Genomic DNA, 21362 nt, shown 5'->3' with positions numbered 1-21362 from the left:
CGGTCCCGTTCACAGCTGGCCCTCCTCGATCTCCTCGCGCAGGGCCTGCGCCCGGGCGTCGAACTTGTTGTTGGCCCACCGCGCGTAGAGCGTGGTGATCACGAACGTGGACACGAACTGGAGCAGCCCGAAGACGAGCCCGACCGTGATGGTGCCGGCCACCCGGATGCTCATGAACTCGTGCGCGTACGTGCTCATGAGCGCGTACAGCAGGTACCAGACCAGGAACAGCGCGGTCATGGGGAAGACGAAGTTGCGGAACGCCCTGCGGAGACTCTGGAACTCGTCCGATCGCTCGACGCGTTGGTAATCGGTTTCTACAGGCCCTGAAGCCTCTACGTCACTCATGACGCCTCCATTGGCTCATGGGGGCGCGCGCTCTGCCCGCGGCCCGGTGCGCTCTTCGCACCCGTGGCCCAATGTGCCGCACATCACATGGTCGGGGCAAACAGATCACACGGTGGGTTTACCGACTTGACCAACTCGTTATATCCCAGCGGTCAGCACGGGCCATCCCGGGAAACGGGCAGGTCAGCGCCGCACGTACGTGAGGTCCGTGATCTCGCGCCCGGCCTGGTGCGCCTTGCGCTCGAACCCGGTCAGCACGCGCCGCTCGAACCGGGGAGCCCGGCCGCCGGGACCGTGGACGTTGCCCAGGTGCTCGTCGGCGTCGAGCACCTCGATCATCTGCTCCGCGTACTCCGCCCAGTCGGTCGCCAGCCGCAGCGTCCCGCCGGGTCGCAGCACCCGTGCCGCGAGCGCGCCGAACTCGGCGGTGACCAGGCGGCGCTTGTGGTGCCGCGACTTGTGCCACGGGTCGGGGAAGAAGACCCAGAGCTCGTCCACCGCCCCGGCCCCGACGGTCGTGGCCAGCAGCTCCGCGGCGTTGGCCTGCACGAGCCGCAGGTTGGGCAGCCCCTGTCGCCCCTGGGCGGCACCGGCCCGCTCGGCCGCCGCGATCGTGTGGGCCAGGCCGGGCTGGTACACCTCGACGGCGAGGTAGTCCCGCTCGGGATCGGTGGCGGCAGCCTCGACGACGGCGTCGCCCATCCCCGAGCCGATCTCCACGACCAGCCCGGCCGTGCGGCCGAACACCGCCGCCGGGTCCAGCACGAATCCCGGGTCCACGGAGGTGCGCGCGATCGCGCGGGGCACGTCGATCAGGTAGGCATCGTGCCGGTCGTCCCACAGCCGCTTCTGCCGGTCCGTGAGCCGGCCCGAACGGCGCACGAACGACACCGGCTTGGTCCGGAAGCCCGCCAGCTCGGCACGGCGGGCGGCGTCGGGCTGCTCCGGGTCACCGTGCTGGGGGGCGGCGTCGGGCCGCTCCGAGTGACCGTGCTGGGGGGCGGCGTCGGACGGGGAGGGTACGGGCTGGCTCACAGCGAAATCGTACGAGGTGCCGCCGACACGTTGCGTATCCGCAAGGATTCGCGCCCCGCCGCGCGACCCCGCGCGCACACCCGGCAGGCTGGGCACAGCCACCTCACCCCGCAGAGCCAGGAGCCGCGTCATTCGTCCGCTCACCGACGACAAGGCATTCCGCCTCCTCCTCCCTGACGACCTCTGATCGGAAGCACCATGACCGACCACGCCCCCGGGTCGCGCGTCGAGCTCGACGGGCGGCGCGTCGTCGTCGACCTGTCCGACGCCGACCGCGACCGGCTCACGACGATGGCGGCGCGCAGCGGTGTCAGCGGGCCCGAGCTCGTGCTCGGGTGGATCCGGCGCGGGCTCCTCGGCCCGGCACGGGACGGCCGGGCCCGGGACTGGCCGGCCGACCTGGGCGCCCAGCAGGCCCGGGACGTCGAGGCCGACAGGGGCGCCCGGCGAGCCCACGACGTCGAGGCCGAGAGGGGCGCCCGGCGAGCCCGGGACGTCGACGTCGCCCGGCAGGCGGACGAGGCCTTCCGCGGACTGCTCGGCGGCCCGGACCACACGGACTGACACCGGGCGCGAGCCGGCCGTGGGGAGCACGCGGCCCGCAGGGCTCAGCCCGCGCCCACCTCCGTCTCCAGCATCGCGACGGCCTCGGCCGGTTCGAGGTCCCGGACCAGCACCCGCAGGGTCAGCCCGTCCGCGAGCGCCAGCAGCCGCCGGGCCTGCGTCAGCGCCGCGTCGGGGTGCACGCCGCGGTGCGCGCCGATCAGTCGCGCGCACTCGTCCTCGGCACCACGCCGGGCCTCGGCCAGCACCTGGCGGACGGCGTCGTCGTTGATGGACTTGGCCACGTAGGCGTACCAGACGCTGACGCCCACGCGGCCGCCGTCGTCCCGGGGGATCTGCTGGCTCACGATGTGCAGCAGCCGCTCGCGGGGCGTGGCGCCCGCGGTCTCGAGGTAGCCGCCGTACGCGTTGTCGACTAGCGCGGTGCAGCCGGCCAGGACGAGGGCCTCCTTGGTGCCGAAGTAGTGCTGGATCCGCCCCATGGAGACGCCGGCCGCCGCGGCGACGTGGCGCAGGCTGACGCCCTCGATGCCGTGCTCGGCGATCACCAGCCAGAGCGCGACGACGATCTGGCTCCGGCGCTCTTCATGGTCGACGACTCTGGGCATGCGTGGAGTTTAGCAATGCAACCGCATCGGAACCTGTTACGATGCGATCGTATTGCAACGCCGTCCGAGGGAGACCCGATGCACACCGGTACCACGCGCCGCCGCTGGCCCGTCGTCCTGCTCGCCGTGGTCGCGGCGGTCTCGACCGGCGGGCTCGTGCTGCTCGTCGCGGCGAGCGGCCCCGGCGTCGGCCACTTCCGCACGCCGGAGGGGCGCCAGGCCTACGAGGAGGCGTACACGGCCGCGATGGCGGGCCTGCCCGGCCCCACCGCGACGCACGACGTCGAGACCAGCTTCGGCACGGTGCGGGCCTACGCCTGGACGAGCGCCGAGCACCCCGATGCCACGCCCGTGGTGCTGCTGCCGGGCCGGTCCGCCGCCGTACCCATGTGGGGCGAGAACCTGCCGGACTACATCGGGCACCGCACCGTCTACGCCTTCGACACGCTGGGCGACACCGGGATGTCCGTGCAGACGGTGCCCCTGGACGGCATCGCCGACTCGGCCCGCTGGGTCGACGAGGCCATGGCGGGGCTGGGTATCGAGCGCGCCCACCTCGTCGGGCACTCGCAGGGCGGCGGGCTGGCCGCGGCCGTCGCGGTGCGGTACCCCGGCCGGCTCGCGAGCCTCACGCTGCTGGAGCCGGTGCTGACGCTGGGGACGATGCCGCTGTCGACCATCCTGGTGTCGATCCCGGCGTCCCTGCCGTTCGTCCCGGAGTCGTGGCGCGAGGCCGCACTGAACCGCATCGGCGGCGTCGAGCCGGACGAGGTGGACCCGGACGACCCGCTGGCCCGGCTCATCACGCAGGGCTCCCGGCACTTCGGCTCCGGTTCGCTGCCCAACCCGGTGCTCCTGACCGACGACGAGCTGCGCGGCCTGCCCATGCCGGTCTACGTGGCGATCGCGAGCGACTCGTCGCTGGCCGGCGGCGACGCGGCGGCCGAGAAGGCGGAGCTGATCCCGGATGCCCAGGTCACGGTGTGGCCGAACACGACCCACTCGCTCCCGATGCAGGTGGCGACCGACCTGGACGCGGAGCTGGAGCGCTTCTGGGCCGCCCACCCGTAGGTGAGCGCGGGGTTAGTGGCGCTCTGAGCGTTCAGAACGCCACTAACCCCGCGTTCACCCGGCCAGGCGCTCCACGACCCACCACAGCGCCACCGCTGCGATCGCCGCGCAGCCCGCTCCCAGCACCCAGCGGGACGCGCGCGGCGCCCGGACCCGCAGCAGCACCAGCAGCGGGAACACCACCGCGATGAGGCCGAGCTGCACCGCCTCGATGCCCACGTTGAAGGACAGCAGCGACAGCAGCAGCGTCCACGACCAGGCGGCGTCGATCCCGAGCGCCCCGGCGAAACCGACGCCGTGCACCAGCCCGAACACGAACACCACGGGCAGCCGCCAGCGGTCCCAGGCGGTCGGCGCCTCACGTGTCCCGGCCGGCCCGTGCCAGCGCAGCGCGTCACGCACCGGTCGGCCGGCACTGCTGCCCGGCACGGCGCCCGCAGCGCCGGCGAGCGCGGGGACCCCGAGCCCGCCATCGCGCCCCCGCCGGATCAGCACCAGGTCCACCACCGCCACGACCGCGATGGACGCCGCGATCACCGGCTCCACCACGATCGCCGGCACGGACACCACGCCGAGCGCCGCGAGGAGGAACGTCACGGAGTGCGCCACGGTGAACGCCGTCGCCGTCCAGACGACGTCACGCAGGCGGCGGGCGCCGATCAGCAGCGCCAGCAGGAACAGCACGTGGTCCACGCCGAACAGCAGGTGCTCCCCGCCCAGCACGAAGAACTCCCCGACCTGCTTGAGCAGGCGGTGCTCCCCCGTGGTCAGGGTGGGCGACGCCGCGGTCAGCACCGCGGAGCCCTCCTCGCCGTCGAGCGCGTACGTCACGATCGTCTCGGTCGAGTGCACGAACGACTCCGCGTCCGGGAACAGGGCGCTGGAGATCTCGTGCACCCCCTCGGGGCCGCCGTCGCACGCGAACGTGTAGGTCAGCGAGGCGTACGCCCGCTCGCCGCGCTCCACCACGTCCACGGACCCGAGCGCGGGAGCGCACCGCTCGCCGTCGTGGGCGACGGCGAAGCGGTCGGTGACGTACCCGTCCACCTCGGTCTCGTGCTCGTCGAGCTGCGCGAGCTGCTCGTCCCGCCCGGTCGCCTCGTACGCCTCGGCGCGCAGCCACGCGGACTTCATGAGCAGGTCGTACTCGAGGTCCAGCACGGCCGCGACGTCCGGCCCGCCGCCCTCCGCACCGGAGGACGACGACGCCGTGGTCACCTCCGCGTACACGTCGCTGGTCGCGTCGTGCGCCCAGGCGGCCGGCCCCACGGCGGGGCTGCTCACGACTGCGAGCAGCCCCGCCAGGGCCAGCGAGCGGCGCAGTCTCAACGCCGCGCCGTGGTGAAGTACGCCGGCGACGCCGTCGCCGTGCCGCCACCCGGGGTGCGGGCCGTGACGAACCAGGCGTACGTGCGGTCCGGCTTGAGGCCGGTCCAGCGGACCGAGGCGACCTCACCGGAGGCCACCGTGTCCCGGCCGATCTCGTCCACCGGGTCGTACAGCACCACGGAGTCGGTGCTGAACGACGTGGTGCGGGAGGTCAGGTCGACCGGCAGCACCATGTTGTCCTCCCGCCCGTCGTACCGGTGCTCGGTGTCGTACTCCGTGGCCCCGAACTCGCCCAGCAGCGGCGAGTAGGTGTCGATGGACACCTCGCCGCGGTCGACGTCGAACTGCAGCATGCGGAAGAACGACGCGCCGAACTGGAGCTGGTCGGAGGGCTGGTACCCGCCGATCTCGGTGAGCCCGAGCTGGCCGGCGGACACCGTGTAGAACTGGTAGTCCGCGAGGAGCTCGACCACGCCGCCGCCGATGTCACCGACCACGGGCGGGCGCACGTTGGTGCCGACGCCGTGCCGGTGCCCGGCCAGCACCATGAACACGTTCGGGTTGTCCTTGACGAGCAGGTTGTACAGCAGCGGCCCGTCGGACCCGCCGAAGTTGGCCCCGCGCCCGTCGGGCGACGTGGACGGCTCCAGGTAGTCGTGCGTGAGCAGGATGCCGTTGCGGTCGGAGTACCGGTCGAAGATCGACGCGGCCCACTCCGCCTCGTCGCGCGTCACGCCGTAGGACAGGCCCACCACCACGAAGTCGAGGCCGCCGGCCGAGAACAGGTCGTAGTGGTTCTCGTTCGAGCCGGGCTCCATGACGCCGCCGTACGACGCGTCCGCCCAGTCCTCGGACAGCGCCTCGTACCGGTCCGGCCCGAAGTACTCGTTGTAGAGCGTCGGGTCGGTGCCGGACTGGTTGTCGTGGTTGCCCGCGACCACGCCGTTCGGGATGCCCGCGGCGTCGATGCGGTCCTGGGCCTGGGAGGCGAACTCGAACTCACCGATGACCTGCTCCTCCATCTCGGGCGGGAACGCCCGGATGTTGTTCTCGACGATGTCGCCGGTGTGGGCCACGTACGCGATCTTGCGCTCGTCCGCGTTGTCCACGATCCAGTCCATGACGCCGTTGTAGCCCTGCGCCCAGACGGCCCGCTCCTCGACGGTCTCCTGCTCGACGGCGCCCTCGGTCAGGTACTGGGTGTCCGTGTAGTGCACCATCGAGAAGTCGTAGGCGTCCGGGTCCTCGAACCGGTCCTTGTCGCCGGCGTCGATGTCGTCGGCGAAGGGGTCCTCGCCGGTGACCATCGCGTGCACCGTGCCCCGGTCCACGTAGTCGCGGGTCACGGTGCCCTCCAGCACCGTCTGCCCCTCGACGGCGCCGCGCGCCGAGGCGACCACGTCCCAGGCGTCCGTCTCCGGGTTCCAGGCCCGCAGGCTGACCAGGCGGGCCGGGTCGGCCGTGCCCTCCCAGCGCAGCACCGGCGCCTCGACGCGGCCGCGGACCGGCACGTCGAACCGCTGGTAGGTCACGTCGGCGGAGTCCTGCGAGTCCACGGACCGGCCGTCGCCGGGCTCCAGTCCCTTGGTACCGAGCTTGCGCTGACCGCGCACGTCCAGCGTCGTCGGCACGTCGGCCGACTCACCCTGCCAGGCCCGGTTCGGCGTGAGGATCTCGGCGGCCGAGAAGCGTGCGGTGACGTCGCCACCGTCGGGCGCGGCGACCGTCGCCCTCAGGGTCGCGGTGCGACCCACCCCCGCGGTGCCCGACGCCGGTGCGACGTCGGCCGGCACGTCCGGGATCCCGGCGCTGACGAAGGTGACCTCGTGGGCCACCTCGTTGCCGAGCCCGTCCGTCGCGGACACCGTCAGGGTGTGCTCGCCGGCGGACAGACCGGGACCGACCGGGTCGCCGACGGCGATCGCCTCGCCGTCGAGCGTCACGTCCGGACCCTGCACCACGCCGGAGGTGTCCTCCACCACGACCGCGAGCGGCACGGCCGTGGTGAGACGGACGCCGTCGGCGGGCGTGACGTCGGTGAGCGCGGGACCGTTGTTGTCGGTGAACAGCGCGCGGGTGGCGGTCTCCCCGGTGGTCGAGGTCGCGGCGAGCTCGTGCTCGCCGTCCGCCAGCGTGGCCGTGTCGAGGTCGGCACGCAGGCCGCGGGCGGGCGCGTCGACGGTGAAGGTCAGCGACACCTCGCGCAGCGCCGTGCTGCTGGAGCCGCAGGTGCCGTCACCCATCGCGTAGGAGGGCTTGAGGCCGACGCCGGCCGCCGTGCCCGCCGCGGGGGTCAGCGCCAGGTTCGAGATCGTGAAGTCGTCGCGGTTGCAGTCGCCCTCGAAGGTGCCGGTCACGACCTTGACGGTGTTCTCGCCGGGCCGCAGCCACTCGTTCGGGACCGCGACGTCGGCGCGCTGGCTCGCGTACGAACCGCCCAGCGGCATCTCGATGCCGTTGACCACCAGCAGGTTCGCCGCCTGGCCGTCCACCGCGTTCGAGCCGACGGTGAACGAGAACGCCGCGTCGCCCGAGCCGAGCGTCTCGGTGCTCTCGACCGCGTCGCCGTCGACCGTCAGCGCGGCCGTGGCACCCTCGCCGTCCGCCGGGCGTGCGCCCGTGACGACCACGGTGCCGGCCGCCAGCGTGCCGTCGGCGGGGGTCAGCAGCGGGGCGCCGGCCGGCGCGTTGTTCACGCGGACGGTGTGCGCGGTGGTGTCGCCGGACGCCGTGCGGGCCTCGATCGTGTGCTCGCCGTTGGTCAGCGTCGTGGTGTCGAGGTCGGCGCTCAGCCCGGTGGTGCCCTGCGGGTCGCCCTGCACGAAGAAGGTGAGCTCCGCACGCCGCAGGAGGCTCGTGTTGGTGCCGCAGCTCCCGTCGCCGAACGAGTAGGTGTACTCGTTCTCCTCGCCGTCGGCGAGCTCGCCGAGCGGTTCGAGCGTGAAGTCCGACAGCACGAAGTCGTCGTAGTTGGAACCGCAGCTCGTCTCGATGGCCCCGACGACCACCTCGACCGTGTTCTCCCCGGTGACGAGCTGCTCGTTCGGCACCTCGAGCTCGACGCGCTCGCTGACGGCGTCGGGCAGGTAGATCGGCTCGCCGCCGTTGACCGACACGGAGCTGCGGTAGCGCGCCTCGGTCGAGTTGGTGCCGACCGTGTAGCCGAGCACCGAGGTCCCGAGCGTCTCGGCGGCCCCCGGCACGGCGGCGCCGTCGACGGTGAGGCGCTCGACGTCGTCGCCGGGCGCGACCGGCTCGGCCGCGACGGGGACGGTGCCCTCCAGGAACGCACCGTCCTCGGGCGTCAGGAGCGGGCCGCCCGATGCCGGCGCCTCGGGCTCGTGGGGACGCGTGGCGGCCGCCGGGCCACCGGCGTCCTCCGATGCGGCGGGTGCGGCCGACGACGACGTCGCCACCCATCCCGTCATGGCGAGCGTGGCGGCGGTGACCGCCGCGACCAGGCCGGCCTGCTGCCGGCCTCGTCGTCTCGCCCGCTGGTTCCTCGTGTCTGGCCGCATGGCCGTCCTCCCTGAGGTCGTGGACGGCCCTGAGCACGCCCGGACGTCAACCTGGACCGGCCGGGTGAACGGAACGGGTGCGGCAGGCAACAACCGGACAAACTGTGCGCTACCTGGATGAACATGCAGGCTGGCGGGCGGGTGAAAGTTCCACCCCGGGAACGACGAAGGCCCCCACCGTGGTGGGGGCCTTCGTCGTTGCTGTGCGCCATCAGGGACTCGAACCCCGAACCCGCTGATTAAGAGTCAGCTGCTCTGCCAATTGAGCTAATGGCGCCTGCGACGGAAAGATTACCAGGGCCCGGAGGCCACTGCGCTACCGATCACTCCGCCCACGACGAGCCGTCGCCGACCACTCCGCCACGAGGGCAGAAGGGGGTTCTCGGACCGCCGTGCTGGTGCGCCATCAGGGACTCGAACCCCGAACCCGCTGATTAAGAGTCAGCTGCTCTGCCTATTGAGCTAATGGCGCGCAACGGGGAGAAACACTACCAGGACCAGCGCCGTCATCGGTAACCGAACGAACGACCCCGGCCTGTGAACTGCGCGACAGGCCGGGCACGCCGCAGGGCCGCTACAGGTACAGCCCGGTGGCGCCGTCGGCCTCGTCGTTCTCGGCCACGCCGTGCACGTCGCGCTCCCGCAGGAGCACGTAGTCCTTGCCGCCCAGGTCCACCTCGGCGCGGTCCTCGGGGTCGAACAGCACGCGGTCGCCCACGTCGACCTGACGCACGTGCTCACCCTTGGCCACGACGGTCGCCCAGGCCAGCCGCTTGGGCCCGACGGCGGTCGCGGGGATCACCAGTCCCGCCGTCGACTGCCGTTCCGCCGAGTCGGTCTCGGGCTGGACCAGGAGCCTGTCGTGCAGCATGCGGATCGGGAGGGTGCCGGTCGTCGTACTCACGGGACAACGCTACGCGACCGCGAAGAGCTACCGTTACGGTCATGACGACTCGCCTCGAGCCCGGGGACAAGGCTCCCGACTTCACCCTCCCGACCGCCGACGGCACCTCCGTCCGCCTCGCCGACCTGGCGAAGAGCACCGACAAGGGCGTCATCGTGTACTTCTACCCGGCCGCCGCCACGCCGGGCTGCACCAAGGAGGCGTGCGACTTCCGCGACTCGGAGGCGTCGCTGCTGGGCGCGGGCTACGCCGTCGTCGGCATCTCCCCCGACAAGGTCGCCAAGCTGGCGAAGTTCGCGCAGGACGAGTCCCTGACGTTCCCGCTGGCCTCCGACGAGGGCCACGCGACGCTGGAGGCGTACGGCGCCTGGGGCGAGAAGCAGAACTACGGCAAGACGTACGTCGGGGTCATCCGCTCCACGGTCGTGGTCAACCCGGACCTGACGGTGGCCGAGGCCTTCTACAACGTCCGCGCGACGGGTCACGTGGCGCGGGTCCGCAAGGTGCTCGGGCTCGACTGATGGGTTCGCCGGCCGACCTGCTGAACCTCGACGACGAGCTCAGCGACGCCGAGCTGGCCACGCGCGACCGCGTGCGCGAGTTCGTGGACCGGCGCGTGCGCCCCGGCATCGCGCGCTGGTTCGCCGACGCGTACTTCCCGCGCGAGCTCGTGCCCGAGCTGGGCGAGCTGGGCGTGCTCGGCATGCACCTGGAGGGCTACGGCTGCGCCGGCCGCTCCGCCGTCGAGTACGGCCTCGCCGCCCAGGAGCTGGAGGCCGGCGACTCCGGCATCCGCACGTTCGTGTCCGTGCAGGGCTCGCTGGCCATGTCGGCCATCCACAAGCACGGCTCCGAGGCCCAGAAGCAGCAGTGGCTCCCCCGCATGGCGACGGGCGAGGTCGTGGGCTGCTTCGGGCTCACCGAGCCCGGCGCCGGGTCCGACCCGGCGAGCATGACCACGCGCGCCCGCTTCGAGCCCGGCTCGGAGGGCGGCGACGCCGGCGGCGAGTGGGTCCTGGACGGCGCCAAGCGCTGGATCGGCATGGCCTCGATCGCGGACGTCGCGATCATCTGGGCCAAGGTGCGCGAGCCCCTGGACGACGGCGGCGCACGGGACCGGGTGCGCGGCTTCGTCGTGCCGACGTCGACGCCGGGGTTCTCGGCGGTGCCGATCGAGCCCAAGCTGTCGATGCGCGCGTCCGTGCAGTGCGACGTCTCGCTGGACGGCGTCCGGCTGCCGGCCGACGCCGTCCTGCCCGAGCATCCCGGGCTGGCGGGGCCGTTCGCCTGCCTCGACGAGGCGCGCTACGGGATCGTGTGGGGCGCGGTCGGCGCGGCCCGGGACTCCTTCGAGGCGGCGCTGGCCTACGCACAGGGGCGCGAGCAGTTCGGCACGCCGGTCGCCGGCTTCCAGCTCACGCAGGCCAAGCTCGTGGACATGGCGCTGGAGATCACCAAGGCCCAGCTCCTGGCCCTGCGGCTGGGCCGGCTCAAGGACGCCGGACGCCTGGAGGGACACATGATCTCGGCGGGCAAGCTGAACAACGCCCGCATCGCGATCGACGTGTGCCGCGAGGCACGGACCGTGCTGGGCGGCAACGGCGTCACGCTGGACCACTCCCCCATGCGCCACGCGAGCAACCTGGAGTCGGTGCGCACCTACGAGGGCACCGACGAGGTGCACACCCTGGTGCTCGGCCGGCACCTCACCGGGATCGCGGCGTTCCGCTGACCTGCCCGGGCACCTGCACGTAGACTGTGCGCCGCGCGCGAGTGGCGTAATTGGCAGCCGCGCCAGGTTTAGGTCCTGGTGTCTCCGGACGTGGGGGTTCGAGTCCCCCCTCGCGCACACGGCGGGCACGACGACGGCCGCCTCCGTCAGGGGGCGGCCGTCGCTGCGATCCGCGTCAGTTCTTCTGCGCCTCGAGGTCCTTGCGCACCTGGTCCATGTCGAGGCCGCGCACGGCCTCCACGACCTCGGCGAGGCCCTTGGCCGGGAGGGCGCCGGCCTGGCGGAAGACGAGCACGCCGTCCCGGAACGCCATGAGCGTGGGGATCGAGGTGACCTGCGCGGCCGAGGAGATGCCCGGGTTCGCGTCGGTGTCGATCTTGGCGTGCACGATGTCGGTGTTCTTGTCCGAGGACGCCTCGAACACCGGCCCGAACATCTTGCACGGCGGGCACCACGTGGCCCAGAAGTCCACGAGCACGATGTCGTTGTCGGTGACGGTCTTCTCGAACGTGGCGTCGTTGATCTCGACGGTGGCCATTCGCGGTTCCTCTCGTTGAAACGTCCACCCAGTGCAGCACCGTTCTGCCCTGGGCTATTCCAGGAATGCGCTCGCCGTGACCCGTTCGACAGCGCGACGCCGAACTCGACGGCGCGGAGTAGGGCGCTGCGAGGCGCGAACTGGTAGAACGGACCCGTGACGGACACTGCCGACTACCCTTCCGACGACTTCTACCCCGAGCCCACGCAGCCGTCGGGGTGGCTGACCGACGAGGATCTCGCCGTCGTGCGCGCACAGCTCCCGCTCGTGTACGTGGACGCCGTGCCGGTCCGGGTCGACGACTCCGGCGACGTGATCGCCGTCGGCCTGCTCCTGCGGGTGAACACGCAGGGCGTCATGACGCGCGCCCTCGTCTCCGGGCGCGTCATGTACCACGAGCGGCTCCGGGACGCCCTGCTGCGGCACATCGAGAAGGATCTCGGACCCGTCGCGCTCCCGCAGGTGCCGCCGTCGCCGCAGCCCTTCACCGTCGCCGAGTACTTTCCGACCCCGGGCATCACCGCGTTCCACGACCCGCGCCAGCACGCCGTGTCGCTCGCCTACGTGGTGCCCGTGACGGGTGACTGCCGCCCCCAGCAGAACGCGCTCGACCTCGCCTGGCTGACGCCGGAGGAGGCCTGCGCCGACGACGTCCAGGCCGAGATGATGAACGGCCAGGGCATGCTGCTCAAGCAGGCCATGGCGCACGTGGGCCGGCTGCCCTAGGCGGCGCCCGCGCCGGCGCGCGACCGGTCTAGGACAGGTCCAGCACCGGCCAGTCCTCCAGGTCGGCGCGCATCCGCCGGTCGTGCGTCGCCACCACCACGGCGCACGGCGTGACCTGGAGCGCCCGCGTCAGCTCGTCGACGAGGTCGATCGACAGGTGGTTCGTCGGCTCGTCCAGCAGCAGCAGGTGGGGCGCGTGCAGCAGCGCCCGCGCCAGCTCGAACCGGCGGCGCTGACCCGCCGAGAGCTCGGCGAGCGGGCGGTCGAGGTCCTCCTCGCTGAGCAGGCCGAGCCCCGCCACGGGTACCACGTGGTCGGGGTCCAGCTCGCCCGAGGCGAGCAGGCGCAGCGCCTCGTCGGCGTAGGTCTCGAACCCGGTCCGCAGCCGTGCCCTGCCGGTGATCGGCGCGCTCTCCTGCCCCACGACGCCGATCCGCGCGCCCGGCACCACCGAGCGGCTCCCCCGGTCCAGCTCCAGCGTGCCGGCCAGCGCCGCGAGGAGCGTGGACTTGCCGGTCCCGTTCGGCCCGACCACCAGCAGCCGGCCCGACGGCGGCACCGCGACCCGCGTGCCCGGCAGGTCGAGCCGGGCGGCGCCGTCCTCCCCCACGCGCGGGGAGCGCACCTCGACCACGGGGTCGCTGGGGTCCCAGCCCGGCGACATCGCCGGGAGATCGGGGAACCGGAGCTCCACCGGCGGCTTCGGCACCTCGATGGCCTCGGCCTCAAGCTTCTGGACCAGACGGTCGGCGGCCTTGACGTGGATGCGCGCGCGGGTGGCCCGGCGGTGCTTCTGCGAGCCCTTGCCGGGGCGCCACTCGTCGGACAGCCCCTCGTAGGACTCGTCGAGTCGTTCCGCGAGCGCCGCGGCCCGCTTCCGCTCGGCGCGGTACCGCTGGCGCCAGCGGTGCAGCGCCTGGTTCTTGGCGAACCGGTAGGACAGGTAGCCGGGTTGCCCGTAGAGCACCGGCTTGCCGTCCCAGGACGGGTCGAGGTCGAGGATGGCGGTGGCGGCGTCGTCGAGCAGCTCGCGGTCGTGCGTGACCAGGACGACGCCGCCGCGCCAGGCGACGAGCTCGCCGGTGAGGAACTCGATGGCGGAGTCGTCGAGGTGGTTGGTGGGCTCGTCGAGCAGGAGCAGGTCGGAGCGCTCCGCCAGGCGGCAGGCGAGCCGCACCCGGAAGCGTTCTCCGACGCTGAGCTCGTCGAGGCGGCGCGCGGGGTCGCGCGGGGCGCCGAGGCGGGTGAGGGCCACCTCGACGCGGCGGTCGGCGTCCCAGACGGCGAGGTGCTCCGCGAGGGAGAGTGTGCGTTCGAGCACCGCGAGGTCGCCGGAGCCGTGGTCGAAGGCGGCGGCCGCGGCCTCCAGCTCGGCGGCGGCGGTGCGCAGGCCGTCGAGCGTGGCGGCGACCAGGTCGCCGATGGTCTGACCGGGTTCGGGGTGCAGCTCCTGCTCGACGAGCGCGACGCTGCCGTGCCGCCGCACCTCGCCGGACTTCGGCAGCAGGTCGCCGGCCAGCAGGTGCAGCAGGGTGGACTTGCCCGACCCGTTCTCCCCCACGACGCCGAGGCGCGTGCCGTCGTTCACCGTGAAGCTCACGCCGGCCAGCACGTCCCGCCCGGGGTACGCGAAGGCCAGTTCCTGGGCGACGAGGTGCATCCCCCAAGCCTACGGGGCGCGCCGGGGCCAGTTTCCTTTACCGGGGACGGCGCCCACGGGAGGATGCGGTCTGCCGCCCGCCGCACCCCTGGAGAGTGACATGCCCCCGACCGCTCCCGCCCTGCACCTGACCAACCTGCTGCTCGCCCCGGGCGCCCGCACCCGCCGGGACCCGGACGCGGTGTTCGACCGGATGGTCGCGCGGGCCTCCCGGGGCCGGACGCCGCTGACCGACGAGAACGCGGCGGACCTGGACCACCTGCGCCTGGTCCTGCACGCGTTCGCACGGTTCCCCGGGCTGAGCCCGCTCGGCTGGACGGCGGGCCAGGCGATGGTCGAGGGCCGGGTGCGCAACCGGGTGGTGGTGGGCGACCTGCGGGCCCGGCACCCGCGCGTCGCGGACGAGCCGGTGGAGGCGCCGGTCTTCGTCGTCGGCATGCCCCGCACGGGGACGACCCTCATGTACAACCTGCTGTCCCGCTCCCCCGGCCACCGCGGTCCCCGGCTCTGGGAGATGACCTACCCCGGCCTCCCGGTCGACGCCGCGGCGGAGGCGGCGCTGGTCCGCCGCACCCGGCGCCGGTTCGCGATGACGTCGATGCTGAGCTCGACGTGGGACACGATCCACCCGATGTACGCGACGGCCGAGGAGGAGGACACGTTCATCCGGGCGCACTCGGAGCTGCACTCCTCGGCCGTGCCCATGCCGGAGTACCTCGAGCTGCTGGCGACCTTCGACCACCGGCCGGACTACCGCTTCCTGCGCGACGCGCTCCAGCTCCTGTCGTACGGTCGGCCCCCGCGGCGCTGGGTGCTCAAGCACCCGGCCAACCTCTTCCACCTGTCGGCGATCGCCGACGTCTTTCCCGACGCCCGGTTCGTCTGGACCCACCGCACCCCCGAGGTGGCGCTGGCGTCGCTGTGCTCCCTGGCGGAGTCGTCGCAGCGGATCCACCGCCGCCCGGACGCGGTGGACCTGCACCAGATCGGCCGCGACTGGCTCGCGATCATGTCGGACGGCGTCGCCCGTGCCCTCGGCCAGCGGGCCGCCCTGGGGCCAGACCGGGTGGTCGACGTGTCGTACGAGCGCCTCACGGGCGATCCCGGCAGGACGCTGCCGGAGCTGTTCGAGCGGCTCGGTGCCCACTGGGGCGAGGCCGACGAGGCCACTCTGGCGGCCGAGCGGGACGCCCCGCGGCGGCGTCCGCCGCACCGCTACAGCCTCGACCGGTTCGGCCTGGAGACCGGTGAGGTCCGTGCGGCGTTCGGCGGCTACCTGGGGCTGCTGGCCGACCTGCCGGGCTGACGCCTGCCGGACTGACGCCTGCCGGGTTGACGCCTGCCGGGTTGACGCCTGCCGGACTGGCGCCTGCCGGGCCCGTGCCGCGCGGGGCGCGGGCCCGGCAGGCGCCCGTGGGTCAGAGGGACGACGCCGTGCCGTACAGCGTCTGCGCGACGTCACCCAGGTACGGGCCGAACATGTAGTTGCGCATGCTGCCGCCCCGGTACTTGAAGGAGTTCACCGAGTTGAGCACGCCCACGCCGGTCGACTCGGTGTAGTTGACGAACCAAGGACCGCCGGACGAACCGCCGGTCAGGTTGCAGTCCAGACCCTGGTCGGAGCTGCCGCCGAACGTGTCCTGCACGACGGTGCCGTGGCACCACGCGATGTCCGAGCCGTCGTAGGGGTTGGCCGCCGGGTAGCCGAACGAGTACATGTACTGGCCGCGCGCCTGGTTGAAGCCGATGGCCTGCCCGCCCACGACGTCGGTCAGGTGCGCCCCGTTCAGCGTGTTCAGCACGGCGAACGCGACGTCGTAGTCGAAGTCACCGCTGTTCTGCCACTGGGTGGTGGTGGTGAGCTGGCGGGCGGTGAAGGTGCCGTAGGGCCGGGCGCCGTCGTCGTAGGCCGGCACGAACGCCCAGTTCGTGGCGAACGCCCCGGGGCCCTCGTTGACGCAGTGGCCGGCGGTGAGCACCACGTCCTTGTTGCCGGAGCTGACGGCGCTGCCCGAGCAGACGTAGTTCACGCCACCGAGCGTGAAGAACACCTTGCCGGTGGTGTCCACGACCTTGCCGCCGCCCGAGTAGTACCCGCCCACGAACGCCGCGGACGGGGCCGGCTTGGCCGCGGCCTGCGGCACGACGGTCGGCCTGCCGGCGGCCACCGGGTCGCCGGCGGACGCCTTGTCCCTGCCCGCCACCAGGACGTCGGCGGGCACGGCGTCGCGCATCCGCTGGGGGGTCCAGTAGTCGGTCACCCTGTCCTGGGCGGACAGGGTCGTCGCCGCGCTGTGCACCACGACGGCGGTGCTCTCGCTGGCCTGCGACGGCGCACCGAGCGCGACGGCCACGCTGCCGCCGAGCGCCAGGGCGGCCAGGCCGCCGAGCAGGGTGCGGGAGAGGTTGCTTCGCATGCTGCCTCCTAGATCACGCTGGCCGCCGGGTTGGCGGCCAGCGTGATCCTGGAGCCTGGATGATTCGACCGCAAGAGGCGTATATGTCCGGGATGTAAATTTCCTCCAGAACTCCGCCGCCAGAGGGCCGGTGATGCCACGGGCCGCCGGTGCCGACGGACTAGGCTCACGGTGTGAGCACCACCGCCCCCGCAGCCCGCACCGCCCCCGTCTGGCCGGCCGCCGTGGCCGACGCCGTCACCGTCCTCGCCTTCACCGGCATCGGCATCGCGTCCCACGACGGGAACCTGGCGAGCGCCTTCGGCCGCGTCGTGTGGCCCTTCGCCCTGGCCGCGGTCCTCGGCTGGCTGGTCGCCCGCGCATGGCGCGACCCCGCCCGCATCTGGCCGGCCGGTGTCGTGGTCTGGGGCGTCACCGTGCTCGGCGGCCTGGCCCTGCGCGGCCTGTCCGGCCAGGGCCTGGCGTGGTCGTTCGCCCTGGTGACGGCGGCCTTCCTCGCGATCACGATGCTGGGCTGGCGCGGCCTCGTGACGGCCCTGCGCCGCGGTCAGGAACACCGCCCGGCGGAGGGCTGAATCACCCGCTCCCGGGGGTGGTGCGGCGACCCGGCGCCGCGATAGGTTCGCGCGCCGGCCGATCAGGCCGGGCACGACGACCCAGACCACCCGGGGGCCTTATGACCGACAGCACGCCGGCGCCGCCCGGCGCGAGCACGGAGCAGTCCTGGACCAGCGGCCCGTTCCCGCCGCTCTGGTTCGCGGTCGTGGGCAGCCTTGTCGGCCTGTTGCTGACTGGCGCCGGGACGGGCCTGTGCCTGGTGGGATCCGTGGCCGCGGCGATCATCGCGCGGCGACGGCCGTGGGTCTCGGCGGCGGCCATCGTGCTCGCGGTGTGGTCCGGGGTGATCGTGCTGTTCACCGGGCGATTCATGCCTTAGTCCCCAGCCACCTGGTCCCCAGCCACTGGTGCACACCTGGGCGCGGGGCTCATGCCTGGGCGAGATGGACACCGAGCCACGATCGGCGTGATCTGCGGGGCCGAGCCGAGCGGGGCCGAGCCGAGTCGGGCCGAGTCGGGCGGGGCCGGGCGAAGCCGAGCCGGGCCGGGCCGAGCCGGGCCGGGCCGGGCCGAGCCGGGCCGAGCCGGGCGGGGCCGAGCCGAGCCGAGCCGGGCCGAGCCGAGCCGGGCCGAGCCGAGCCGGGCCGAGCCGAGCCGGGCCGAGCCGAGCCGGGCCGAGCCGGGCCGAGCCGAGCCGAGCGGGGCCGAGCCGCGAGATCGGTCCACCGCTCGACCTCCCAGCCGATGTTCGGTTCCTTGCCCTGAAATCGGCAGGTTGATTGACCGATCTCAGAGCAAGAGGCCGAACACACCGAGCCGCGAGCAGCAAGAGACCGAGCTCACGAGCCCCATGAGCCGACAACCGGACAGATCCACCGCACAAGACGCTGGACCCCACGGCCTAGCCACCTCAGCCTGCCGAGACCACCTCAGCCTGCCGAGCTCACCCCAGCCCCCCGAAGCCACCCCAGCCTGCCAAGCTCATCCCAGACCCCCTAGACCACCTCAGCCCGCCGAGCTCACCCCAGCCCCCGAGACCACCCCAGACCCCCCAAGACCACCCCAGCCTGCCAAGCCCGCCCCAGCCCCCCGAGCCCACCTCAGGCCGCCGCCGACCCCAGCGCCGCCACGACCACCGGGGCCAGAGCCCGGAACGCCTTGCCGCGGTGCGAGATCGCGTTCTTCTCCTCGGGGGACAGCTCCGCCGCCGTCCGTCGCGCCCCGTCGGCGCCGTCCGCGGAGCGCGGGTCCTCGTCCACCACCAGGATCGGGTCGTAGCCGAAGCCGTTGGTACCGCGCGGTGCCGTGGCCAGCACGCCCCGCATCTCCCCGAGCCGCACCTCCTCACGCCCCTCCGGCGTGACCAGCGCGGCCGCGCAGACGAAGCCGGCCTGGCGGTGCTCGGCGCGCACGTCGCCGAGCTGGCCGAGCAGCAGCTCCAGGTTCGCGAGGTCGTCGCCGTGCTTGCCGGCCCAGCGGGCCGAGAAGATGCCGGGCGCCCCGCCCAGCACGTCCACGGCCAGGCCGGAGTCGTCGGCGACGGCGGGCAAGCCGGTCGCGGCGCACACCGCGCGGGCCTTGATGAGCGCGTTCTCGGCGAACGTCACGCCGTCCTCCACGGGCTCCGGGGCGCCCACCTCGCCGGAGGTGACCAGCTCGCCGTCGGGCAGGTCCAGACCTGCCTCGCCGAGGATCGCGCGCAGCTCGGGAACCTTCTTGGCGTTGTGCGTGGCGAGGACGATCCGGGCGGCCGGCGGCACGATCAGGGAGGTCATGCCCCGATCATGCCAGCCAGCGCTCAGAGCTCCTGCGCGAGGGCCGCCTGCTGGATCTTCGTGAGCTCCGCGGTGCCGCCCACCGCGAGGTCGAGCAGCGCGTCGAGCTCGGCGCGGTCGAACGGCGCGTGCTCGGCGGTGCCCTGCACCTCGATGAACTTCCCGCCGCCGGTGACCACCACGTTCATGTCGGTCTCGGCGCGCACGTCCTCGACGTACGGCAGGTCGAGCATGGGGGTACCGTCGATGATCCCCACCGAGACGGCGGACACGGAGTCGGACAGCACCTGCTTGCCGCCCTTGACGTGCCCGTGCCGGCGGCCCCACGCGATCGCGTCGGCGAGGGCCACGTAGGCGCCGGTGATCGCGGCCGTGCGGGTGCCGCCGTCGGCCTGGAGCACGTCGCAGTCCAGCACGATGGAGTTCTCGCCGAGCGCGCTCATGTCCACGACGGCGCGCAGCGACCGGCCGATGAGCCGCGAGATCTCGTGGGTGCGTCCGCCGATCTTGCCCTTGACGGACTCGCGCTGGCTGCGCTCGTTGGTGGCGCGCGGCAGCATCGCGTACTCGGCGGTGACCCAGCCCTCGCCGGACCCCTTGCGCCAGCGCGGCACACCCTCGGTGAACGAGGCGACGCACAGCACGCGCGTACGCCCGAACTCCACGAGCACCGACCCCTCGGCCTCGTCGAGCCATCCCCGGGTGATCGTCACGGGGCGGAGCTGGTCGGTGGCGCGCCCGTCGGCGCGCACGATGTCGCTGGTGCTGGTGGTCATGCGCCCACCCTAACGACCCGACCCGGCCGCCGGACGTGCGGATCACCCAGGTGACCTGCGCGTCTGGCACCTCGAGCGGCGCGCTGACCTGCCGAAACGTGTCACGCGTCACGCGTGGTGCCGCTCACGCGAAACGGTGACGACACGTTGTGATCGCTAGGCTTCACCCCGTGAACGACGCGCCCATCGGGATCTTCGACTCCGGCCTCGGCGGCCTCACGGTCGCGCGCGCCATCCTGGACCAGCTCCCCAACGAGCAGGTCCGGTACCTCGGCGACACCGTGAACAGCCCCTACGGCCCCAAGCCGCTCGCGGCCGTACGGGCCATGGCGCTCGACGCCCTGGACCAGCTCGTGGCCGACGGCGTGAAGATGCTGGTCATCGCGTGCAACACGGCATCGTCGGCGATGTACCGCGACGCCCGCGAGCGGTACACGCAGCGCCACGGCATCCCCGTGGTCGAGGTGATCCTGCCGGCGGCGCGCGCCGCGGTGACCGCCACGCGGTCGGGTCGCATCGGCGTGATCGGCACGAGCACCACCATCCGGTCGCGCGCCTACGACGACGCGTTCCACGTCACGCCCGGCCTGACGATCACCACCCAGGCGTGCCCCGAGTTCGTGCGCTTCGTCGAGGAGGGCCGCACGTCCGGCCCGGAGGTGCAGAAGTTCGCGCACGAGTACCTCGACCCCGTCAGGGCGGCCGGCGTCGACACGCTCGTGCTGGGGTGCACGCACTACCCGCTGCTCGCGGGCGCCATCTCCTACGTGATGGGCGAGGAGGTCACGCTCGTGTCCAGCGCCGACGAGACCGCGAAGGACGTGTACCGCACCCTCGTGGAGCACGACCTGGAGCGCACGCCCGACGCCGGCGCGCCCGTGCACCGCTTCCTGACCACCGGTGACCCGGCCCCGTTCGGGCAGCTCGCCAGCCGGTTCCTCGGCCCCGAGGTGTCCCTCGTGGAGGCCGTCTGATGCGCCTGCTCCCCCTGGGGGTCTCCGGGTCGTTCCCGGGCCCGGCCACTCCCGCGTCGTCCTACCTGGTGCGGGTCACCGCCGCCGAGGCCGCCGCCGCCGGCCACGAGGCCCGCGACTGGAACGTGCTGCTCGACCTCGGCAACGGCGCTTTCGGCGCCCTGCAGCGGCACCTCGACCCGATGGCGCTCGACGCCGTGTCGATCTCGCACCTGCACCCCGACCACTGCGCCGACCTCGCGGGGCTCTACGTCTACCTGCGCTACCACCCGGAACGCGGCTCCCTGCGCGACGGCGGCCGCGGCACCCCCCTGCCCGTCTACGGGCCGTCGACCGCCGAGCGGCACGTCGCGCTGTCCTACGGGCTGAGCGAGGGCGAGTCCATGGCGAACGACTTCGACTTCCGTTCCTGGGCGGAGCACCCGTCGGTGCGGGTGGGGCCGCTCACGATCGAGCCGCACCGGGTGTTCCACCCGGTCGAGACCTACGGGGTCCGGGTGACCGGCCCGTCGGCGTCGGGCGGTACGACGACGCTCGCCTACACGGGCGACACGGACGCCTGCACCTCCGTGGTCGAGCTGGCGCGCGACGCCGACCTGCTGCTCAGCGAGGCGGCCTTCCTGGAGGGCCGCGACGACGTGGTCGAGCGCGGCATCCACCTCACCGGCCGCCGCGCCGGCCAGGTCGCGACCGACGCCGGTGCACGCCGCCTGCTGCTCACGCACCTGCCCGTCTGGAACGACCCGGCCGACTCCCTGGCCGAGGCCCGCGGCTCCTACGCGGGTCCGGTCGACGTCGCGGAGCCGGGCACCGTCTACGAGCTTTGACC

At 73.0% G+C, this 21362-nt stretch carries 21 protein-coding genes and 3 tRNA genes; 11 read left to right on the top strand and 13 right to left on the bottom strand.

Translation table 11 applies throughout. From position 1 onward, the window contains the following. Positions 1-9: 9 nt before the first annotated feature. Together ACIBBF_RS20275 and trmB are read right to left on the bottom strand one after the other, a co-directional pair. Positions 10-348, bottom strand: a complete 339-nt coding sequence (locus ACIBBF_RS20275; protein ID WP_397416887.1) for a DUF485 domain-containing protein — start codon at positions 346-348, stop codon at positions 10-12. Positions 349-531: 183 nt separating this feature from the next. Then, entirely contained in the window at positions 532-1383 is an 852-nt protein-coding gene (gene trmB, locus ACIBBF_RS20270) for a tRNA (guanosine(46)-N7)-methyltransferase TrmB (RefSeq protein ID WP_397416885.1), read from the bottom strand. Between the two features lie 198 nt (positions 1384-1581). Here trmB and ACIBBF_RS20265 point away from each other — a divergent pair, with 198 nt between their 5' ends. Continuing rightward, on the top strand, positions 1582-1947 hold the full coding sequence (locus ACIBBF_RS20265) for a hypothetical protein (protein WP_397416883.1): 366 nt from the start codon (positions 1582-1584) through the stop codon (positions 1945-1947). A 44-nt stretch (positions 1948-1991) separates the two neighbouring features. Here the strand turns inward: ACIBBF_RS20265 and ACIBBF_RS20260 are convergent, their stop codons facing one another. Continuing rightward, the gene (locus ACIBBF_RS20260) at positions 1992-2555 is read right to left on the bottom strand and encodes a TetR/AcrR family transcriptional regulator (RefSeq protein WP_397416881.1); all 564 of its coding nucleotides are present in this window, start codon (positions 2553-2555) and stop codon (positions 1992-1994) included. A 78-nt stretch (positions 2556-2633) separates the two neighbouring features. Between ACIBBF_RS20260 and ACIBBF_RS20255 the strand changes: the two genes are divergently transcribed. Further along, the gene (locus tag ACIBBF_RS20255) at positions 2634-3626 is read left to right on the top strand and encodes an alpha/beta fold hydrolase (protein ID WP_397416879.1); all 993 of its coding nucleotides are present in this window, start codon (positions 2634-2636) and stop codon (positions 3624-3626) included. A gap of 54 nt (positions 3627-3680) precedes the next feature. On the opposite strand, the gene ACIBBF_RS20250 is transcribed toward ACIBBF_RS20255, so the two are convergent. From ACIBBF_RS20250 to ACIBBF_RS20230, 5 genes are all read right to left on the bottom strand, one after another. Beyond that, positions 3681-4955: a HupE/UreJ family protein gene (locus ACIBBF_RS20250; protein ID WP_397416877.1), complete on the bottom strand. Its 1275-nt coding sequence runs from the start codon at positions 4953-4955 to the stop codon at positions 3681-3683. Next, positions 4952-8473 carry a metallophosphoesterase gene (locus tag ACIBBF_RS20245; protein ID WP_397416874.1) on the bottom strand — a complete coding sequence of 1174 codons (3522 nt, stop codon included), beginning with the start codon at positions 8471-8473 and terminating at the stop codon, positions 4952-4954. Before ACIBBF_RS20245 ends, ACIBBF_RS20250 begins: the two co-directional genes overlap by 4 nt. 204 nt (positions 8474-8677) lie before the next feature. Continuing rightward, positions 8678-8750 (bottom strand) — tRNA-Lys (locus ACIBBF_RS20240). A gap of 119 nt (positions 8751-8869) precedes the next feature. After that, positions 8870-8945, bottom strand: a tRNA-Lys gene (locus ACIBBF_RS20235). Positions 8946-9047: 102 nt separating this feature from the next. Next, on the bottom strand, positions 9048-9344 hold the full coding sequence (locus ACIBBF_RS20230) for a co-chaperone GroES (protein WP_220454908.1): 297 nt from the start codon (positions 9342-9344) through the stop codon (positions 9048-9050). A 74-nt stretch (positions 9345-9418) separates the two neighbouring features. On the opposite strand from ACIBBF_RS20230, the gene bcp reads away from it, so the two are divergent. The 3 genes from bcp (at position 9419) to ACIBBF_RS20215 (ending at position 11226) form a co-directional block, all read left to right on the top strand. Then, on the top strand, positions 9419-9898 hold the full coding sequence (gene bcp, locus ACIBBF_RS20225; protein WP_397416872.1) for a thioredoxin-dependent thiol peroxidase: 480 nt from the start codon (positions 9419-9421) through the stop codon (positions 9896-9898). Then, the gene (locus ACIBBF_RS20220) at positions 9898-11109 is read left to right on the top strand and encodes an acyl-CoA dehydrogenase family protein (RefSeq protein ID WP_397416869.1); all 1212 of its coding nucleotides are present in this window, start codon (positions 9898-9900) and stop codon (positions 11107-11109) included. Before bcp ends, ACIBBF_RS20220 begins: the two co-directional genes overlap by 1 nt. A gap of 35 nt (positions 11110-11144) precedes the next feature. Then, a tRNA-Leu gene (locus ACIBBF_RS20215) sits at positions 11145-11226 on the top strand. Positions 11227-11284: 58 nt separating this feature from the next. On the opposite strand, the gene trxA is transcribed toward ACIBBF_RS20215, so the two are convergent. After that, positions 11285-11647, bottom strand: coding sequence for a thioredoxin (gene trxA, locus ACIBBF_RS20210; protein ID WP_397416867.1), 363 nt, complete (start codon positions 11645-11647; stop codon positions 11285-11287). Positions 11648-11803: 156 nt separating this feature from the next. On the opposite strand from trxA, the gene ACIBBF_RS20205 reads away from it, so the two are divergent. Beyond that, positions 11804-12373 (top strand): NUDIX hydrolase family protein, encoded by a 570-nt coding sequence (locus ACIBBF_RS20205; RefSeq protein ID WP_397416865.1) that lies wholly within the window; start codon positions 11804-11806, stop codon positions 12371-12373. A 28-nt stretch (positions 12374-12401) separates the two neighbouring features. On the opposite strand, the gene ACIBBF_RS20200 is transcribed toward ACIBBF_RS20205, so the two are convergent. Continuing rightward, a complete protein-coding gene (locus ACIBBF_RS20200; protein WP_397416863.1) occupies positions 12402-14033 on the bottom strand; it encodes an ATP-binding cassette domain-containing protein in 1632 nt (543 codons plus the stop codon). A gap of 100 nt (positions 14034-14133) precedes the next feature. Between ACIBBF_RS20200 and ACIBBF_RS20195 the strand changes: the two genes are divergently transcribed. Then, positions 14134-15339, top strand: a complete 1206-nt coding sequence (locus ACIBBF_RS20195; protein ID WP_397416861.1) for a sulfotransferase family protein — start codon at positions 14134-14136, stop codon at positions 15337-15339. A gap of 112 nt (positions 15340-15451) precedes the next feature. Here ACIBBF_RS20195 and ACIBBF_RS20190 read toward each other — a convergent pair whose 3' ends face one another. Then, positions 15452-16450 (bottom strand): trypsin-like serine peptidase, encoded by a 999-nt coding sequence (locus ACIBBF_RS20190; protein WP_397416859.1) that lies wholly within the window; start codon positions 16448-16450, stop codon positions 15452-15454. Positions 16451-16623: 173 nt separating this feature from the next. Between ACIBBF_RS20190 and ACIBBF_RS20185 the strand changes: the two genes are divergently transcribed. Beyond that, on the top strand, positions 16624-17025 hold the full coding sequence (locus tag ACIBBF_RS20185) for a DUF3054 domain-containing protein (RefSeq protein ID WP_397416856.1): 402 nt from the start codon (positions 16624-16626) through the stop codon (positions 17023-17025). Between the two features lie 101 nt (positions 17026-17126). Further along, entirely contained in the window at positions 17127-17387 is a 261-nt protein-coding gene (locus tag ACIBBF_RS20180; protein WP_397416854.1) for a hypothetical protein, read from the top strand. Between the two features lie 721 nt (positions 17388-18108). Here ACIBBF_RS20180 and rdgB read toward each other — a convergent pair. Together rdgB and rph are read right to left on the bottom strand one after the other, a co-directional pair. Next, positions 18109-18783, bottom strand: a complete 675-nt coding sequence (gene rdgB / locus ACIBBF_RS20175) for an RdgB/HAM1 family non-canonical purine NTP pyrophosphatase (protein WP_397416852.1) — start codon at positions 18781-18783, stop codon at positions 18109-18111. 23 nt (positions 18784-18806) lie between these two features. After that, positions 18807-19559, bottom strand: coding sequence for a ribonuclease PH (rph, locus tag ACIBBF_RS20170; protein WP_397416850.1), 753 nt, complete (start codon positions 19557-19559; stop codon positions 18807-18809). A 170-nt stretch (positions 19560-19729) separates the two neighbouring features. Here rph and murI point away from each other — a divergent pair, with 170 nt between their 5' ends. After that, complete coding sequence (gene murI, locus ACIBBF_RS20165) at positions 19730-20533, top strand: glutamate racemase (protein WP_397416847.1); 804 nt, start codon at positions 19730-19732, stop codon at positions 20531-20533. Further along, complete coding sequence (locus tag ACIBBF_RS20160; RefSeq protein ID WP_397416845.1) at positions 20533-21360, top strand: MBL fold metallo-hydrolase; 828 nt, start codon at positions 20533-20535, stop codon at positions 21358-21360. Before murI ends, ACIBBF_RS20160 begins: the two co-directional genes overlap by 1 nt. Positions 21361-21362 lie beyond the last annotated feature (2 nt).

Source organism: Promicromonospora sp. NPDC050880, assembly GCF_044456525.1.
GTDB lineage: Bacteria > Actinomycetota > Actinomycetes > Actinomycetales > Cellulomonadaceae > Promicromonospora.
This window is presented reverse-complemented; position numbering and strand designations above follow the sequence as displayed.

Coding starts and splice junctions, on each gene's coding strand:
- ACIBBF_RS20265 (WP_397416883.1), top strand. CDS start 1,582: ATGACCGACCACGCCCCCGGGTCGCGCGTCGAGCTCGACGGGCGGCGC.
- ACIBBF_RS20245 (WP_397416874.1), bottom strand. CDS start 8,473: ATGCGGCCAGACACGAGGAACCAGCGGGCGAGACGACGAGGCCGGCAG.
- rph (WP_397416850.1), bottom strand. CDS start 19,559: ATGACCACCAGCACCAGCGACATCGTGCGCGCCGACGGGCGCGCCACC.
- ACIBBF_RS20160 (WP_397416845.1), top strand. CDS start 20,533: ATGCGCCTGCTCCCCCTGGGGGTCTCCGGGTCGTTCCCGGGCCCGGCC.
- ACIBBF_RS20195 (WP_397416861.1), top strand. CDS start 14,134: ATGCCCCCGACCGCTCCCGCCCTGCACCTGACCAACCTGCTGCTCGCC.
- ACIBBF_RS20275 (WP_397416887.1), bottom strand. CDS start 348: ATGAGTGACGTAGAGGCTTCAGGGCCTGTAGAAACCGATTACCAACGC.
- ACIBBF_RS20200 (WP_397416863.1), bottom strand. CDS start 14,033: ATGCACCTCGTCGCCCAGGAACTGGCCTTCGCGTACCCCGGGCGGGAC.
- ACIBBF_RS20255 (WP_397416879.1), top strand. CDS start 2,634: ATGCACACCGGTACCACGCGCCGCCGCTGGCCCGTCGTCCTGCTCGCC.
- rdgB (WP_397416852.1), bottom strand. CDS start 18,783: ATGACCTCCCTGATCGTGCCGCCGGCCGCCCGGATCGTCCTCGCCACG.
- ACIBBF_RS20220 (WP_397416869.1), top strand. CDS start 9,898: ATGGGTTCGCCGGCCGACCTGCTGAACCTCGACGACGAGCTCAGCGAC.
- ACIBBF_RS20260 (WP_397416881.1), bottom strand. CDS start 2,555: ATGCCCAGAGTCGTCGACCATGAAGAGCGCCGGAGCCAGATCGTCGTC.
- trxA (WP_397416867.1), bottom strand. CDS start 11,647: ATGGCCACCGTCGAGATCAACGACGCCACGTTCGAGAAGACCGTCACC.
- ACIBBF_RS20190 (WP_397416859.1), bottom strand. CDS start 16,450: ATGCGAAGCAACCTCTCCCGCACCCTGCTCGGCGGCCTGGCCGCCCTG.
- ACIBBF_RS20180 (WP_397416854.1), top strand. CDS start 17,127: ATGACCGACAGCACGCCGGCGCCGCCCGGCGCGAGCACGGAGCAGTCC.
- bcp (WP_397416872.1), top strand. CDS start 9,419: ATGACGACTCGCCTCGAGCCCGGGGACAAGGCTCCCGACTTCACCCTC.
- ACIBBF_RS20230 (WP_220454908.1), bottom strand. CDS start 9,344: ATGCTGCACGACAGGCTCCTGGTCCAGCCCGAGACCGACTCGGCGGAA.